This window comes from Desulfoferula mesophila (assembly GCF_037076455.1).
Taxonomy (GTDB): domain Bacteria; phylum Desulfobacterota; class Desulfarculia; order Desulfarculales; family Desulfarculaceae; genus Desulfoferula; species Desulfoferula mesophila.
In genome coordinates, this window is record NZ_AP028679.1 from 702,344 (window position 1) to 718,220 (window position 15,877).

14 protein-coding genes are annotated in these 15,877 nt (G+C 64.6%); all 14 read left to right on the top strand.

From position 1 onward, the window contains the following. Nucleotides 1-177 precede the first annotated feature (177 nt). The 14 genes from AACH32_RS03190 to AACH32_RS03255 all read left to right on the top strand — a co-directional run bounded on the left by AACH32_RS03190 (nucleotide 178) and on the right by AACH32_RS03255 (nucleotide 15,717). The gene (locus tag AACH32_RS03190) at nucleotides 178-1,092 is read left to right on the top strand and encodes a 4Fe-4S dicluster domain-containing protein (protein ID WP_338605314.1); all 915 of its coding nucleotides are present in this window, start codon (nucleotides 178-180) and stop codon (nucleotides 1,090-1,092) included. After that, nucleotides 1,089-2,318 (top strand): NrfD/PsrC family molybdoenzyme membrane anchor subunit, encoded by a 1,230-nt coding sequence (nrfD, locus tag AACH32_RS03195; RefSeq protein ID WP_338605316.1) that lies wholly within the window; start codon nucleotides 1,089-1,091, stop codon nucleotides 2,316-2,318. Before AACH32_RS03190 ends, nrfD begins: the two co-directional genes overlap by 4 nt. Further along, nucleotides 2,318-4,543, top strand: coding sequence for a tetrathionate reductase family octaheme c-type cytochrome (locus AACH32_RS03200; protein ID WP_338605317.1), 2,226 nt, complete (start codon nucleotides 2,318-2,320; stop codon nucleotides 4,541-4,543). Before nrfD ends, AACH32_RS03200 begins: the two co-directional genes overlap by 1 nt. A gap of 557 nt (nucleotides 4,544-5,100) precedes the next feature. Continuing rightward, nucleotides 5,101-6,414 carry a serine dehydratase subunit alpha family protein gene (locus AACH32_RS03205; RefSeq protein ID WP_338605319.1) on the top strand — a complete coding sequence of 438 codons (1,314 nt, stop codon included), beginning with the start codon at nucleotides 5,101-5,103 and terminating at the stop codon, nucleotides 6,412-6,414. A gap of 85 nt (nucleotides 6,415-6,499) precedes the next feature. Continuing rightward, nucleotides 6,500-7,393, top strand: coding sequence for a nitroreductase family protein (locus tag AACH32_RS03210; protein ID WP_338605321.1), 894 nt, complete (start codon nucleotides 6,500-6,502; stop codon nucleotides 7,391-7,393). A 22-nt stretch (nucleotides 7,394-7,415) separates the two neighbouring features. Then, nucleotides 7,416-7,889, top strand: a complete 474-nt coding sequence (locus tag AACH32_RS03215) for an L-2-amino-thiazoline-4-carboxylic acid hydrolase (protein ID WP_338605323.1) — start codon at nucleotides 7,416-7,418, stop codon at nucleotides 7,887-7,889. A gap of 62 nt (nucleotides 7,890-7,951) precedes the next feature. After that, nucleotides 7,952-8,950, top strand: a complete 999-nt coding sequence (locus AACH32_RS03220) for a TAXI family TRAP transporter solute-binding subunit (RefSeq protein WP_338605325.1) — start codon at nucleotides 7,952-7,954, stop codon at nucleotides 8,948-8,950. 70 nt (nucleotides 8,951-9,020) lie between these two features. Next, a complete protein-coding gene (locus AACH32_RS03225; protein ID WP_338605326.1) occupies nucleotides 9,021-10,901 on the top strand; it encodes a TRAP transporter permease in 1,881 nt (626 codons plus the stop codon). Between the two features lie 102 nt (nucleotides 10,902-11,003). Next, entirely contained in the window at nucleotides 11,004-12,446 is a 1,443-nt protein-coding gene (locus tag AACH32_RS03230) for a UbiD family decarboxylase (protein ID WP_338605328.1), read from the top strand. A gap of 24 nt (nucleotides 12,447-12,470) precedes the next feature. Then, nucleotides 12,471-12,653, top strand: a complete 183-nt coding sequence (locus AACH32_RS03235; RefSeq protein WP_338605329.1) for a hypothetical protein — start codon at nucleotides 12,471-12,473, stop codon at nucleotides 12,651-12,653. Nucleotides 12,654-12,762: 109 nt separating this feature from the next. Then, nucleotides 12,763-14,004 (top strand): MFS transporter, encoded by a 1,242-nt coding sequence (locus AACH32_RS03240; protein ID WP_338605330.1) that lies wholly within the window; start codon nucleotides 12,763-12,765, stop codon nucleotides 14,002-14,004. A 42-nt stretch (nucleotides 14,005-14,046) separates the two neighbouring features. Further along, nucleotides 14,047-14,613, top strand: coding sequence for a UbiX family flavin prenyltransferase (locus AACH32_RS03245; protein WP_338605331.1), 567 nt, complete (start codon nucleotides 14,047-14,049; stop codon nucleotides 14,611-14,613). A gap of 25 nt (nucleotides 14,614-14,638) precedes the next feature. Continuing rightward, on the top strand, nucleotides 14,639-15,031 hold the full coding sequence (locus AACH32_RS03250) for a Rid family detoxifying hydrolase (protein ID WP_338605332.1): 393 nt from the start codon (nucleotides 14,639-14,641) through the stop codon (nucleotides 15,029-15,031). A 68-nt stretch (nucleotides 15,032-15,099) separates the two neighbouring features. Continuing rightward, nucleotides 15,100-15,717: a GntR family transcriptional regulator gene (locus AACH32_RS03255; RefSeq protein ID WP_338605334.1), complete on the top strand. Its 618-nt coding sequence runs from the start codon at nucleotides 15,100-15,102 to the stop codon at nucleotides 15,715-15,717. Nucleotides 15,718-15,877 lie beyond the last annotated feature (160 nt).

The following is a 15,877-nucleotide window of genomic DNA, read 5'->3' on the forward strand; positions in this document are numbered from 1 at the left end:
GGTATTTTCGTCTGAGGTCGAGAACCCCCAATGTCGCATTATGTTTGGTAAATTAAATTTCCTGCCCGCTTGGCTCGCTAATTGCTCTTTACCGACCAAATTATCTAACCATACGAAAACAGTGGTTATAATCCTACTGAAAGACTCGTGTATTGCCGCACTGGAAAGGAATGCCAAGTGGAGTTGAATAGGAGGAAATTTTTAGGGCTTACCGGGACGGCCCTGGGGGCGACGGCCCTGGGCAAGCCCGGCCGGGCCCAGGCGGCCCGCGCCTATCAGCCGCCGCCGGACGCCTACGGCTGCCTGGTGGACCTGAGCGTGTGCGTGGGATGCCGCAAATGCGAGCAGGCCTGCAACCAGGTGAACCACCTGGCCGAGCCCGAGCGGCCCTTTGACGACCTCACCGTGCTGGACGCCAAGCGCCGCCCCGGCCCCGAGGCTTTCACCGTGATCAACCGCCACTACACCGGCCGCCGCGACGAGCGCAACCAGCTGGCCCCCACCTTCGTGAAGGTGCAGTGCATGCATTGCCAGGACCCGGCCTGCGCCAGCGCCTGCATCGTGGGGGCGCTGAGTAAAAAGCCCAACGGCGCGGTGCACTACGACGTGAGCAAGTGCATCGGCTGCCGCTACTGCATGGTGGCCTGTCCTTTCCAGATTCCGGCCTACGAGTATCACGACCCGCTGACTCCCCGGGTGCGCAAGTGCACCTTCTGTTTCGAGCGCATCTCCCAGGAGGGGGGCAAGCCCGGCTGCGCCCAGGTCTGCCCGGTGGAGGCCATAACCTTCGGCAAGCGCTCGGAGCTGATCAAGCTGGCCAAGCAAAAGATGGCCGACGACCCCGGCCGCTACCAGCCCACGATCTACGGCGAAAAGGAGGTGGGCGGCACCAGTTGGCTCTACATCTCCCGCGAGCCCTTTGCCAAGCTGGGCTTCCAGAATCTGCCCCAGCGGCCCATGCCGCACCTCACCGAGACCATTCAGCACGGCGTCTTCGCCTACATGTGGGCCCCCCTGTCCTTGTTCGCCCTGCTGGGCGGGGCCATGGCCGTGTTCAACCGGCGGCGGGACCAAGGGGAGGGCGACAAATGAGCGCGCACAGCCACGCGGCGCCCCTGCAAGGCCGGGCCCGCTTCTGGAGCCCCGGCGCCCTGGTCATGGCCGCCCTGGCGGTCATCGGCTTCCTGTTCGTCTTGGGCCGCTACACCGGCGGCCTGGGCGCGGTGAGCCACCTGAGCCAATCCCACCCCTGGGGCCTGTGGATCGGAGTGGACGTGGCCTCGGGCGTGGCCCTGGCCGCCGGCGGCTTCACCACCGCGGCCCTGGCCCATATCTTCGGACGCCACGCCTACGAGCCGGTGGTGCGTCCCGCCCTGCTCACCGCCTTGTTGGGCTACGTCTTCGTGTCCCTGGCCCTTTTGGTGGACATCGGCCGCTCCTGGGCCATCTGGAAGCCCATGGTCTTTTGGAACCCCAACTCGGTGCTCTTCGAAGTGGCCATGTGCGTGATGATCTACACCGCGGTGCTGCACGCCGAGTTCCTGCCCGTGGTGGCCGAGCGCTTCCAAAAAGGCTTCGGCGCCTCGTTGGCCAACCGTTCCTGGCCGGTGGTGGCCGTGGCCGAGCTGCTGGAGGGCCTGCTGGCCTTTTTGAACCGCAACCTGAGCAAGGTGATGTGGTTGTTCATCATCGCCGGGGTGGTGCTTTCGTGCATGCACCAGTCGGGCCTGGGCTCCCTGCTGCTCATCGCCCCCACCAAGATGAGCCCCCTTTGGTACACCCCCATCCTGCCGCTGCTGTTCCTCACTTCGGCCATCGCGGTGGGCTTTCCCATAGTGGTGTTCGAAAACACCCTGGTCAGCGCCTCGTTCGAGCTTGAGGACGAGATGGACATCCTCTCGCGCATGGTGCGCATCACCATCGTGCTGTTGGGCATCTACGGGGCGCTCAAGATCGGCGACGTGATCTACCGCGGCGCGTGGCCCCTCATCTTCGACGGCTCGACCCAGGGCCGCGCCTTTATGGTGGAGGTGCTGGTCGGGGTGGTCATTCCCTGGCTCATGCTGCTGTTCCCGGCGGTGCGCAACCACCGCACCCCCCTGTTCATCGCCGCCTGCCTCATCGTGGGCGGGGTGGTCATCAACCGCATCAACGTGTTCCTGGTGGCCTACCAGCCGCCTTATCCGGTGCAGTCCTACTTCCCCTCGGTGGGGGAGATGGCCATAACCGCCGGATTCATAGCCACTCTCATGCTGGCCTATCGCTTCACCGTCTACTTCTTCCCGGTTCTTTCCCCCGCAGGAAAGGAGGCCAACTGATGAGCGCGCGACGCAAGAAATATTTGAGCCTGTGGCTGGTGGGGCTGATGGTGGGTCTGGGCCTGGTGCTCTACGCCTACCAGGGACCCGACGCCGCCACCCCGGCCGCGCCCGCCGCGCCCAAGCCCTTCGACCCCGTGGCCGCGGCCAAGAAGTGGAAGAAGCCCCCGCCGCCTCCGCCGCCCAAGGTCAACCCCGACGGCACCCCCTGGGTGCCCGTGGATCAGGTGGCCGCCCTCAAGCTGGCCCACGAGGTCCCGCCTTTGGTGGTCAAGGCCCTGGAGGAGAGCCAGCGCCAGCGCCGCCTGCGCCTGGGCGACAAGATGCCCACGCTCAAGGACATGAAGCGCCCCTACCTGGTGCTGGACAGCCCGGTGGTCAACCAGGAAGGCGATCAGTTCGAGGCGGTGCGCTTCATGCACCGCAAGCACGCCGCGGTGCTGCAGGACCAGTGCTTCGTCTGCCACCACGCCAAGCCGGCGGCCCCGGACGCCTCGGAGACCACCCGTTGCGTGGCCTGTCACCAGGGCTCGTTCAACCCCGAGCTGCCCGGCCGCCTGGGGCTCAAGGCCGCCCTGCACCGCCAGTGCATGGGCTGCCACGAAAAGCGCCAGCAAGGGCCGGTGGGCTGCACCGATTGCCACGCCAAGAAGGTGCCCGACCACCGCAAGCTGGTGAAGCTGCCCGACAAGCCCGACCCCATCACCGTGACCAAGGAGTGCCTGCGCTGTCACCAGGAGCAGGCCGACCAATTGCACGGCGCGGCCCACTGGCAGTGGAAAGGCCCCTCGCCCTTCACCGTGGAGCATGAAAAGCGCATCGACATGGGCAAGGCCACCAACACCATCAACAACTTCTGCGTGGCCCTGCCTTCCAACTGGCCCCGCTGCACCTCCTGCCACGCGGGATACGGCTGGAGCGACGCCAACTTCGACTTCAACGACCAGACCCGCATGGACTGCCTGGTCTGCCACGACACCACCGGCACCTACCGCAAGGTGCCCACCGCCGCCGGCTGGCCCTTCCTGCAGCTGGATCTCAAGAAGATCGCCCAGAGCGTGGGCCATCCCAACCGCAAGAACTGCGGCGACTGCCACTTCCAAGGCGGCGGCGGCGACGCGGTCAAGCACGGCGACATGAACGGCATCCTCTACTACCCCTCCAAGAACTGCGACGTGCACATGGGGGGTATGGACTTCGCCTGCCAGGAGTGCCACAAGACCCGCAACCATAAGATCAGCGGCCGCTCGCTGTCGCTGCCCGTGGCCGAGGGCTCGCGCACCTGCCAGGATTGCCACACCGCCAAGCCCCACCACGGCAACTCGCTGCTGGACCACCACCTCAACCGCCACGTGGAGCACCTGTTCTGCGTCACCTGCCACAGTCCGGTTTATGCCAAGTGCCGGGCCACCAAGACCTGGTGGGACTGGTCCAAGGCGGGCCACAAGGAGCGCAAGCCCAAGAAGGACCGCTACGGCATGCCCGACTATGACTGGAAAAAGGGCGAGTTCAAGTGGAAGGAGAGCATGAAGCCCACCTACGCCTGGTACAACGGCAAAGTGGAGCGGGTGCTGCTGGGAGACAAGATCGACACCTCCAAGGTGGTGGACATCACCAAGCCGGTGGGCGGGTTCCGCGATCCAGACAGCCGCATCTATCCCTTCAAGCTCATGGAGGGCATCCAGCCCGCCGATGCGCTCAACAAGCTGCTGCTGGTGCCCCACCTCTACGGCCCCGGCGGCTTCTGGGCCACCATAGGCAAGACCAAGGCTCCGGTGCCCGAGAAGGTCATCGAGCAGACCTGGAACAAGGCCTTTGCCAAGGGCATGGCCGAGGCCATCAAGGTCAACCCCGGCAACCAGGGGCTCAAGCCCTACAGCGGTCAGTACCAATGGGTGCAGACCCGCATGTACTGGGGCCTGACCCACGAGACCATGCCGGCCACGGCGGCCCTGGGCTGCGCCCAGTGCCACGAGTCCCTGGCCAAGGACAAGACCTGCTGCCGCTGCCACAAGGACGAGCGCCACGTGGACTTCAAGAAGCTGGCCCACCGGGGCACGGACTTCGAGTGGATGAAAAAGCAGGGCCGCGACGTGCACGAGCTGATCGGGAAGACCGACTACCTGGACTTCAAGGCCCTGGGTTATAAGGGCGACCCCATCGTCTACGGCGGCCGCCTGAAAAAGCTGCCCCTGGCTTCCACCATCGACCGGGAGTGCAAATAGGCCGCAGCTAACCAACCGACCCTGACCACGGGGCTTCCGCGCGGGCGGAGGCCCCGTTTTTTTGGGGGGGCTACCATCCGGTAGGCCGCCAGGCGGACCCTGGCGGGGCATATGTGTTTGATTGGCCCCCGCCGGGCGGCCGCGCGCGGCCCTGCCGCGTCGGCGCGGCGGGGGAGCGTGCATCAAGCGCGGCGCGCCGTAAGTACCGCTTTGCGCCTTCAGGAAATCTGCGGGATGGGCTTGGGAGTGATGGCTTATCGGAGTGGCAGCCGGGCGGCCGATAAATCATACTAATATAGTAGATGAAGCGAGCGCGTGAGCCGAGGGACACGGGTGCGGATTACAATAATGTCTCTTGACGTGCATACAAGTTACATACAGAATAAATAAAAAACAAGCCTGGACCGGCGGGCGTCGTCTCGCCGGTGAGATCGGCACTACAAGGGGGGAGTTGGCGGCGGGTACCGGCCTCGGGGCGCGGGAGCGGCGGCAACATCGGTCCAACCCGGCATCTTGTTGAACGCCCGGCATATTTTTTCGGGCCAGGAGTCATAAAAGTGCCTTTTACCGTTAAAGAAATATTGAAAATGGAGGTCGCTCCGGCCTTGGGTTGCACCGAGCCGGTGGCCATCGCCCTGGCGGCGGCGGCGGCGGCTTCCCTGCTGCCCCAGCGGGGCTTCGATCGCCTGGAGCTCTGGGTGGACCCCAACATCTACAAGAACGGCATCGCCGTTTCCATCCCCGGCACCGGGGGCCTGTCGGGCCTGGACATGGCCGCGGCTTTGGGCGCCCTGGGCGGCGACCCCGCCCTGTCCATGCAGGTGCTGGAGCCCATCGGCGAGGCGGCGGTGTCCCAGGCCAAGCAGGCCCTGGCCCAGGGCAAGGTCAAGGTGAACCTGCGCCGGGAGTTCGGCCTGTACATCAAGGTGGTCCTGAGCGCCGGCGAGGACCGGGCCGAGGCGGTGGTCAGCGAACTGCACGACAATATCTCCTATCTGGCCCTGAACGGCCGGGAGCTCACCGACCATCCCCTGTTGGGCGGCAAGCAGGGCAGCTCGGCCAACCAGCTCGCCCAGATGGAGCTGTGGTTCAAGGATCTGCCCCTGTCCGACCTGCTGGACATGATCGACGATTTCGACCAGGAGGACATGGACTTCCTGGAACAGAGCGTAAAGGTCAACCTCAAGCTGGCCGAGTACGGCCTCAAGCACGGACCCGGCCTGGGCACCGGCCAGGCCCTGGAGCGTCTGGTGCGCCAGGGCCTGATCAAAAAAGACATGATCGTGGCGGCCAAGATGCTGGCCTCGGCCGCGGCCGACGCCCGCATGGCCGGGGTCAAGCTGCCGGCCATGGCTTCGGCGGGCAGCGGCAACCACGGGCTCACCGCCGTGCTGCCCATCTGGGCCTTGCGCGACTACCTGGAGGTGGACGACGCCGAGGTGCTCAAGGCGGTGGGGCTGAGCCACCTGGTCACCGGCTACGTCAAGGCCCACACCGGACGGCTGTCGGCGGTGTGCGGCTGTTCCATCGCCGCCGGGGCCGGCGCGGCGGCCGGGGTCACCTATCTTCTGGGCGGCAGCTTGCACTACATCGCCGGAGCCATCATCAACCTCACCTCGGACCTGGCCGGGGTGATCTGCGACGGGGCCAAGGCCAGTTGCGCGCTCAAGCTCTCCACCGCCGCGGGCACCGCGGTCCAGGCGGCCCTCTTCGCCTTGCAGGGGGTGAGCGTGCAGCCCACCGACGGCATCGTGGGCGGCACCCTGGAGCAGACCACCAAGAACGTGGGTCTGCTAAGCACCGAGGGCATGGTGGAAACCGACCGCACCATTTTGAAAATAATGCTGGAAAAGCATTTCGCCGAATACTGAGAGACGATCAAAAGGGGCCGCCCGCCGGGCCGCCGCCTGCCGGACTACCGGGCCCGGTTTATGACAAACGTGTTAGGAGGCAGAAATGGCCGAAAAGTTTGACGAGTTGCACTCTTCCGCCAGCGCGGATTCCGTCCGCTGGCTTTATGGCGAATACAGCAGGCAGGACCTCATGGAGATGGACCCCGTTTGTCTCAGGGCCTTGTTTCGCGAGCGGGTGCACCACACCATAGAAGTAGAGATCTATCCCATTTTGGTGGGCGACAAGGAGCCCACCCCCATCTTCGGCACCCAGGCCCAGATCTGCTGGGAGGCGCTCGAGGCGCGGGGCTTCCCCCTGGACGATCCGGACCTGCAATGGGGCAAGCGCTATTTGGAGCTGGCCGCCAAGATCCGGGCCGGGGAAAAAGTGAGCATCGACGAGCCGCTGCCCCAGGCCTTTAACGCCGACGAGATGGCCGTGGTCAAAAAGCTCATTTGGGACCGCCACTCCATCCGCGACTGGGTGGCCGACAAGCCGGTGCCCGATGAGATGCTGGAGCAGATCATGGAGGCGGGCCGGGCCGCCCCCAACGGCTGCAACCTCAACGTGGTGCGCTTCGCGGTGATCAAGGAAGCCGAAGAGATGAAGATGGTCTGGAGCGACATCCCCACCCCGGCCGAGCGCTGCACCGTCATCGTGATCTGCTACGACAAGGCCATCTACGAGACCGTGGGCCACGACCGCCTGGTGCCGCACAACATGATGCTCGACTGCGCGGCGGCCGGCGACCACATGTGCCTGATGGCCCACGCCCTGGGCCTGGGCGCGGTGTGGCTCACCTGCACCGACAAGACCGCCGCCCGCTTCAAGAAGAAGTACGGGCTGCCCGAGAACATCGAGCCGGCCATGCACCTGGCCATCGGCTGGCCCTCCGTGGCTTCCATCAAGTCGCTGCGCATGCCCCTCAAGGACATGATGCTCACCAGGGGTAACTAGGGGACCGGGGAGGCGCTAGCAAATGACCGAGGACATCAACCAGGTAAACATGCTGGTACGCCGCGAGATCGAGGCCCGCATGGCCGGGCCTTTGATCGAGCAGTTCTGCGAGGCCCTGGGCACCGAACGAGCCCTGGCCGAGGTGGACAAGGTAGTGCAGCGTCTGGCCAGGGAGGCCGGGGCCCAAGCGGCCCAAGCCATGGGCGGCAACTCCATGGAGCTGTTCCACAAGGCCACCGAGATGTGGAAAAAAGGCGGGGCCCTGGAGATCGAGCTGGAGGAAAGCGATTCCAGCAAGCTGGTTTTCAAGGTGACCCGCTGCCGATACGCCGAGATGTATCGTGAATTGGGCTATGAGGAACTGGGACAGGTGCTTTCGTGCGGCCGCGACGCGGCCTTTGCCCAGGGGTTCAACCCCGGCATCCGCATGAGCCGCACGCAAACCATCATGTCCGGGGGGCCCTTTTGCGATTTCAAATTCGAACTGGGGAGATAGGGTAGGTAAACATCCGGAGGGCTTTGAACTTTTGCGTCTAAATTAGAGGAAAGGTGGAAAGTATGCGTAAACCTAAGATCAAACTCGTCGGGATCGTCGCCGTCGCGTTATTGTGCCTGGCCCTGGGCGGACAGGCCATGGCGGCTGATTCCGGTCCCCAAAAGCTGTCCATGGCCACCTTCAAGAGCGGCAGCGGCTGGTACATCATGGCCCAGACCATGGCCAAGATCATGCTGGGCACTCTGCCCCAGGGTTCCACGGTGGACGTGCTGCCCTACAGCGGCGGCGTGGGCAACCCCATGCTGTTGCACAAGGGCAAGGCCAACATCGCCCTGGGCTTCCCGGTGGAAACCGGCCAGGCCATCAAGGGTGAAACACCCTACAAGGAAAAGGCACCCGAAATCCGCATGCTGGTGGGTAACCTGGACACCTATTGGTATCTGTTCTCCGTGCGGGGCAACGTGCCGATCACCAGCTTCGAGGAACTCAAAACCAAGAAGTTCCCCCTGCGCCTGGTGCTTTTGCCCAAGGGCAGCAGCGGCGAGTGGGCCACCAAAACGGTGCTCAAGGCCTACGGCATCACCTATGAGGACATCGAGTCTTGGGGCGGCAAGGTCACCTTCGTCTCCTTCCCCACCGCGGTGGAGATGATGAAGGACGGCCAGGCCGACGCCTTTGCCCACGTGAGCACTCCGGGCCACCCCTCCTGGACCCAGCTTTCCACCCTGACCAAGATTCGCTTCCTGCCCATGGGCGCCAAGGTGGGCGCGCAGTTGGTGGGCAAGTACGGCTACCGCATGAGCACCCTGCCCAAGGGCGCCTTCCGGGGCGTGGAAAAGCCGGTGCAGGTGCTGGGTTTCGCCACTTTGCTCATGACCACCGACAAGATGCCCAACGACGTGGCCTATAAGATCACCAAGGCCATCTGCGAAAACCGGGCCGAATTGGCGACCACCTACAAGGGCGCCGCCGCTTTCCGTCCCCAGTTGGCCCCCGATGTGCCGCTGCCTCTGCACCCCGGTGCCGAGAAGTACTACAAGGAAGCGGGATACCTCAAGTAGAAGGTAGTTCCTTACGAGCCCAGGCCCCCGGCCCGGCCGGGGGCCTGGCTTCAACCAAGGATTGCGCCGCATGCGACTCACGGCAAAAACTTACCTGATTTCCCTGGTGGCCATCGCCTGGTCCGTCGTCCAACTCTACAACTCCATCACCTTTGATCTGGACATTCTCCAGCTGGAGTTCATGCACCTGTCCTTTGCCCTGATCCTGGCCTTTTTGCTCCGGCCCGGCCCGGCCTGGATCAACCAAAAAAACTGGTCGGATTATCTGCTGGCCCTGGCCTCCGCCGCGGTGGGCGTCTACATGATGGCCAGCTACACCCGCATCGCCGAGCGCATCCGCTTCGTCTCCGACGTGGAGATGGGCGACGTGCTGGTCTGCGTGGTGCTCATTTTCCTGGTCTTGGAGGCGGGGCGCCGGGTGATGGGCTGGGGTCTGTCCATCCTGGGCCTGGTGGCCATCGCCTACGCCTTTTTCGGCTACCTGCTGCCGGGGGCGCTGGGCCACAGCTCGGTGACCGGCGACAGCTTCACCGAGTTCATGGTGCTCACCCAGGAGGGTATCTTCGGCATACCGCTCAGGGTCTCCACCATCTACGTGTTTTTGTTCGTGCTCTTCGGGGCGTTCCTCAAATACGGCCGCCTGGGCGAGTTCTACAACGACCTGGCGGTTTCCGTGGCCGGCGGCCTGAAGGGCGGGCCGGGCAAGGTGGCGGTGATCAGCTCCAGCCTTTTGGGCACCATCAGCGGCAGCGCGGTGGCCAACGTCTCCACCTCCGGCACCTTCACCATCCCCATGATGAAGCGGGCCGGCTATCAGCCCGCCTCGGCCGCGGCCATCGAGGCCCTGGCCTCCACGGGCAGCCAGATCGTGCCGCCCATCATGGGCGCGGCGGCCTTCATCATGGCCGAGCTGACCCAGATTCCCTACTGGTCCATCGCCGTGGCCGCCATCATCCCCTCCATCCTGTACTACATCGTGGTCTACGCGGTGGTGCACTTCGAGGCGGTCAAGCACGACCTGCAAACGGCGGAGGAAGACCGCAAGGGTTTTTGGGTCATGGCCCTGTCCAAGAGCTACATGTTCATCCCGGTGGTGGTGATCGTCTACTATCTTTCCGCCGGCTACTCCATCACCCTGGCGGCCACCATGGCCATCCTTAGCGCGGTGGTGGTCTCGGCCATTCCCCTGATCGTCACCCGCCAGTGGAAAGAGTTCGGCCTGTTCGTCAAGGCGCTGGAAGACGGGGCCAAGGCCTGCGTGGCCGTGGCCATACCTTGCGCCATCGCGGGCATCATCGTGGGCGTGCTCACCCTGACCTCGCTGGGGCTCAAGTTCAGCGACCTGATCCTGGCTTTCGCCGGGGACAACGTGGTGTGGCTTTTGATCATCACCTCGCTGATCTGCATGGTGCTGGGCATGGGCATGCCCACCAGCGCGGCCTACATCACCGTGGCCATCCTGGCCATTCCCGCCCTGATCAAGGGCGGGGTGCCGCCCATCACCGCCCATTTCTTCGGCTTCTTTTTCGCCAACCTGTCCATGATCACCCCCCCGGTGGCCCTGGCCGCCTATGCCGGGGCGGGCATCGCCGGGGCCAACAGCTCCCAGGTGGGCCTCAGGGCCTGCTGGATGGGCCTGACCATCTACGCCATCCCCTTCCTGCTGGCCACCTATCCCGGGCTGATGCTCATAGGCGATTGGTCCGAGATAATTTTGGACCTGGTGAAGGTGGCGTTCATCATCGTCAGTTTCTCCGCCGCGATAATGGGGGTGTTCAGCGCGCGCCTCAAGGGCTACCAGCGCGGGCTGTTCATGGCGGCGGGTGTGTTGTTGTGGGCCAGCCTGTCCTCGGTGCTGCTGAACCTGGCAGGTTTCGCGGTGCTGGCGGCGGCCCTGTTCTGCGCTTACAAATATCGCCCGGACCAGACGACGGCCATGGGCCGGGCCTGAGAGAGCATTACGCCGGGCAGCGGTCTTGGCTCTCGAGCCCACGACCGGCGCCCCTGGACCCAAGTGTGGCATCATGCCTACCCCGAAAAGAGGTAACTAGACATGGCTAAAAATTTGCGGACCTACTTGGAGCAACTGGAGAAGGAAAGGCCGGAGGTGATCCTCAGGGTGCAAAAGCCCATGAAGGTCGCCTACGAGATCTCGGCCTTGCAGCGCAAGCTGGACGCTTTGCGCAAATATCCGGTCATCATCGTGGAACACCCCATCTTGGACAACGGAGAGGAAAGCGCCTTCCCGGTGGTCACCAACCTCACCGCCAGCCGCGAGCTGTGCGCCGAGGCACTGGGCCTGGATCACCGCCGCATCGCCATGGACTACGCCGCCAAGGTGTCCCACCGCATCGACCCGGTGAAGGTGTCCAAGGACGAGGCTCCGGTCAAGGAAGTGATCGAGACCGGTGAGGACATCAACCTGCTCAAGTTCCCCATCCTCACCCACAACTACATGGACCCCGGCCCCTACATCGGCACCGGCTTCGTGTGCAACTACGACCCCGAGACCAAGGTGGACAACTGCTCCTTGCAGCGCATCTGGGTAAAAAGCCCCCGGCGCACCGGCTACTGGCCGGCGGTGACCAGCCACAGCATGCAGAACATCTGGAAGTGGTGGGGCGCGGGCAAGGACATGCCGGTGGCCATCTGGATCGGCCATCACCCGGCGGGCATCTCCGGAGCCCAATCGCGCCTGGCCTATCCCGAGAGCCACTACCCCTCCATGGGCGGGGTCATGGGCGAGGCGGTCAAGCTGGTGCCCAGCGAGCTGTTCGGCGAGGACATCATGGTCCCGGCCGACGCCGAGATGGTCATCGAGGGCTACGTGCCCCGCGAAGTGTTCGAGGCCGAGGGGCCCTTCGGCGAATACCCCGGCTACATCGGCCCCCAGCGCCCCAGCCCGGTCATCGACGTCAAGTGCGTCACCTACCGCAAGGACGCCATCTACCACGGCCTGGGCGTGGGCCTGGCCGACCACCTGGTGCTTCTGGGCAACTTCCCCCTGGAGGCGCGCATCTACAACGTGGTCAAGAGCGTGGTGCCCGAGGTGATGAACGTGTTCGTGCCCATCTCCGGGCGGCGCAACCACGTCTACGTGCAGGTCAAGAAGACCCGGCCCGGCATCGGCAAGGAGGTCATCATGGCCACCCTGCCCTGCGACAGCCGCTTGAAGCACGTGTTCGTCATCGACGAGGACATGGACCTGTTCAATGAGAGCGACGTGATGTGGTCCATCGCCTACCGCAGCCAGTGGGACCGCGACCTGGTGGTGGTGGAGGGCGCGGCGGTGTTCCCGCTGGACCCCAGCGTCCCCTCGCCGGGCAACATCGGCACCCGGGGCGGCATCGACGCCACCATGCCGCCGCCCATCGGCAACGGGCTGCCCCGCTTCTATCAGATGGTCAACAAGACTCCCGACGAGGTGGCGGCGGCCATCCAGCTCGAGGACTTCGTGGACCCCGGCCTGTTGGGCAACTACCCCTCCTCCTCCTAGGCGGGGCTATAAAGGATAGGCGTCATGATTACCATTGAGAAAGTCGGAAACCCCAAGGACGTCTGGGTCACCTGCCCGGGCTGCAAGCAGTTGTATTACATCGACCGGCTCTTCTACGAGCCGCAGTACGACAAAATCCCCCTGCACTGCCCCTTCTGCCATCTGGAGTTCGCCAAGGAGGACTCCCCCATGACCTGGGGCGAATAGGCGGCGGTTGAGTTAAAGCAAGCCGGGGCGCGGGTCCTTAGCGGCTCGCGCCTTGGCTCCAAGCACCGCGGCCTGATGGGTTGAGCGGCGGGGAGCAACGGGTAGAGGCATGGAGCGCGGCGGTTATTATCGCTGGGTGCTGATGGGCGCGGCGCTGTGCGTCAAGATGGTCATCAGCATCTACCAGTACTCCTGGTTTCTGTTCGCCTTCACCATAAACCGGCAAGAAGGCTGGTCCCTGGAGCAACTGGGCCTCACCTTCACGGTGTTCATCCTGGCCGCCACCCTGGTGCAGCCCTTTTCCGGGCTATACGCCGACGCCGCCGGTCCCCGGCGCCCCTGCCTGATGGCCTCCTTTTTGGTGGGCGCGGGCATGCTGGCCGCCTCCTACACCACCGGCCCCTGGGAGCTGTGCCTGTTCTACGGCCTGGGCGGCCTGGGGGTGGGGGCCCTCAACGGCATCTCCACCGCCACCGCCCTGAAGTGGTTTCCCCGCAAGAGAGGCCTGGCTACTGGGGTGGTGGAGTTCGGCTTCGGCGCGGGTACCTTGTTGTTCAACTTCTTTCTCCAGGACAGCCTGGAGCTGATTGGCTGGCGGGAAACTTTTTGGTATCTGTCCCTGGCCATGGCCGCGATGCTTTTGCCCCTGACCCTGCTATACTCATATCCTCCGAGGGATTGGGAGCGTCGGATGGGGGGCCCGGCGCGGACGTCCAGGGCGGCCGCGGTCCAATACCGGACGGCGCGCATGGCGGCCACCCCCCAGTGGCAAATTATCTACCTGGGCTTTACCCTTATAATCGCCACGGTGTTGATGTTCGCCTCGCACCTGAAGATGATCGCCCAGGAATTCGGCATTACGGGCTCCCTGTTCGCCCTGGTGATGGTGGCCTTTCCCCTGGGCAACGGCTTCAGCCGCATCGTGGGCGGGGTGGCCTCGGACTACCTGGGCCGCGAAAGGACCATGCTGCTGTTCTTCAGCCTGCTGGGCCTGTGCCTGCTGGCCCTGGGCCTGTTCGGAGGGCTGCCCTGGCTGTTCGTCACGGTGGTGTTCTTGGCCGGTCTGTTGGGGGGTGCGCCCTTCGTGATCTACGCGGCCGTGGTGGGCGATTACTTCGGGGCCGACAACGCCACGGCCAACTGGGGCCTGACCATAACCGGCAAGGCCTGGGCCGGGCTCATCGCCGGGTGGTTCAGCGGCTGGCTGGTGTCTCTGTCGGGCACCTATCAGACGCCCCTGTTGGTGTTGGCCCTGTGCTGCTTCGTGGCGGCGGGGCTGGCCAGCCCCCGGGTGCTCAAGGCCCCGGTGCCGCCGGGGCGCGGCGCGGCCGCGGTTTCGGCCGAGTCATGAGGCCGAGGATAAATTATAGGCTCTCGGCCAGGAGGAAAAACCATGGCGGATAACGCCAAACCGATCATCGTGGGAATCACCGGAGCCAGCGGAGTCATCTATGGGGTGCGCCTGCTGGAGGTGCTCAAACAGCTGGGATACGAGACCCATCTCATCATGAGCGACGCCGCCCGGCTGAACCTGACCATAGAGACCAAGTACCACCCCAAGCAGGTGGAGGGCCTGGCCGACAAGGTGTACCCGGTGGGCGACATGGCCGCCGCGGTTTCCAGCGGCTCCTTTCTCACCGAGGGCATGGTCATCGCGCCCTGCACCATCAAGACGCTCTCGGCGGTGGCCAATTCCTTCAACTACAACCTCATCGTGCGCGCCGCCGACGTGTGCCTCAAGGAGCGCCGCCGGGTGGTGCTCATGGTGCGCGAGACCCCGCTGCACGCCGGGCACCTTCGGCTCATGACCCAGGCGGTGGAGATCGGGGCCACCATCCTGCCGCCCATCCCGGCCTATTATCACGGGCCCCAGAGCATTGCCGACCTCATCGACCAGAGCGTGGGCAAGGTGCTGGACTGTTTCGGCATACAACATCAACTGTTCCGGCGCTGGTCCTAGGCCGCGCCCTGCAAGGGAAAACGCAATGAGCAAAGCCAAGACCGTTACCGCGCAAAACGCGCCCGCCGCCGTGGGGCCCTATAGTCACGCCTGTTGGGCGGGCGATCTGTTGTTCGTCTCGGGCCAGTTGGGCCTGGACCCGGCCACCGGCGCCCTGGCCGAGGGCGGGGTGGAGGCCCAGGCCCGGCAGGCCATGGCCAACTTCGCGGCGGTGCTCAAGGCCGCCGGCCTGGGCTGGAGCCAGGTGGTCAAGACCACCATCTTTTTGCAGGACATGGCCGACTTCCCGGCGGTGAACCAGATTTACGCCGAGCATTTCTCGGCCGAGGAAGGCTATCCCGCCCGGGCCTGCGTGCAGGTGGCCAAGCTGCCCGTGGGCGGCCTGGTGGAGGTGGAAGGCGTGGTATACGCGGGCTAGGCCCGTGGCGCAAGCGCCCCCTCAGGGGGGCGCCCCAATAACCTTAATGCGCCGGGGAGGGGGGGCAAGTGGATCCTAGAGAAATATTCGAAGACCTCAAGCAACGGGTCATCAGCCTGGACATCGAGCCGGAGGCCAATCTGAACCTGAGCGATCTGGCCTCCTTCTACGGGGTCAGCCGCACGCCGGTCAAGGAAGCCATCATCTACCTGGAGGCCGAGGACTGGGTATATCGCAACGGCAGCCACTTCACGGTCAGTCCCCTTACCCTGGACCGCATGCGCGACACCACCGAGATCCGCCTGATGCTGGAGGTGGAGGCCAACCTGCTGGCCATGCGGCGCATGACCCCGGCCATCCTGGCCACCCTGGACGGCATCCTGGCCGAGATCTCCGACCTGGACAAGGTGCAGGACAACGAGGAGCTATCGCGCCTGGACACCGAATTCCACCGCGTGCTCTACCAGGCCACGGGCAACAAGCAGCTGGCCGCCCTCCTGGAACGCATGCTCTCCGGCTATCTGCGCTTTTGGCGCTCCCGTCCCCACAACATCATGAGCGGCAGTTTTTTCCACCAGGCCCAGGAGATAATCCAGGCCATCAAGGACCAGAACGAGTCCAAGCTGCGCGAGTTGAGCGTGGCCCATATTAAGCAGTCGCTCAACGCCATCATGGGCATGTACTAGGTCCGGCTTCGCCAGACTCCGCATGGCGGCGTTGCGGGCTTCGCTCACCTCCTCGACGTATTAGCCTATACGCCTGCGGGGTTCGCTTGCCCGACGCCTTGCTCTGCGGCGCCTGGCTGTGCCGGGTCCGGCTTCGCCAGGCAGTGCCAGGCTGCGTTGT

What these genes read in the sequence shown, in the direction of transcription:
- AACH32_RS03230 (WP_338605328.1), top strand. Translation starts at nt 11,004, where the DNA reads ATGGCTAAAAATTTGCGGACCTACTTGGAGCAACTGGAGAAGGAAAGG.
- AACH32_RS03245 (WP_338605331.1), top strand. Translation starts at nt 14,047, where the DNA reads ATGGCGGATAACGCCAAACCGATCATCGTGGGAATCACCGGAGCCAGC.
- AACH32_RS03225 (WP_338605326.1), top strand. Translation starts at nt 9,021, where the DNA reads ATGCGACTCACGGCAAAAACTTACCTGATTTCCCTGGTGGCCATCGCC.
- nrfD (WP_338605316.1), top strand. Translation starts at nt 1,089, where the DNA reads ATGAGCGCGCACAGCCACGCGGCGCCCCTGCAAGGCCGGGCCCGCTTC.
- AACH32_RS03235 (WP_338605329.1), top strand. Translation starts at nt 12,471, where the DNA reads ATGATTACCATTGAGAAAGTCGGAAACCCCAAGGACGTCTGGGTCACC.
- AACH32_RS03215 (WP_338605323.1), top strand. Translation starts at nt 7,416, where the DNA reads ATGACCGAGGACATCAACCAGGTAAACATGCTGGTACGCCGCGAGATC.
- AACH32_RS03200 (WP_338605317.1), top strand. Translation starts at nt 2,318, where the DNA reads ATGAGCGCGCGACGCAAGAAATATTTGAGCCTGTGGCTGGTGGGGCTG.
- AACH32_RS03240 (WP_338605330.1), top strand. Translation starts at nt 12,763, where the DNA reads ATGGAGCGCGGCGGTTATTATCGCTGGGTGCTGATGGGCGCGGCGCTG.
- AACH32_RS03210 (WP_338605321.1), top strand. Translation starts at nt 6,500, where the DNA reads ATGGCCGAAAAGTTTGACGAGTTGCACTCTTCCGCCAGCGCGGATTCC.
- AACH32_RS03250 (WP_338605332.1), top strand. Translation starts at nt 14,639, where the DNA reads ATGAGCAAAGCCAAGACCGTTACCGCGCAAAACGCGCCCGCCGCCGTG.
- AACH32_RS03220 (WP_338605325.1), top strand. Translation starts at nt 7,952, where the DNA reads ATGCGTAAACCTAAGATCAAACTCGTCGGGATCGTCGCCGTCGCGTTA.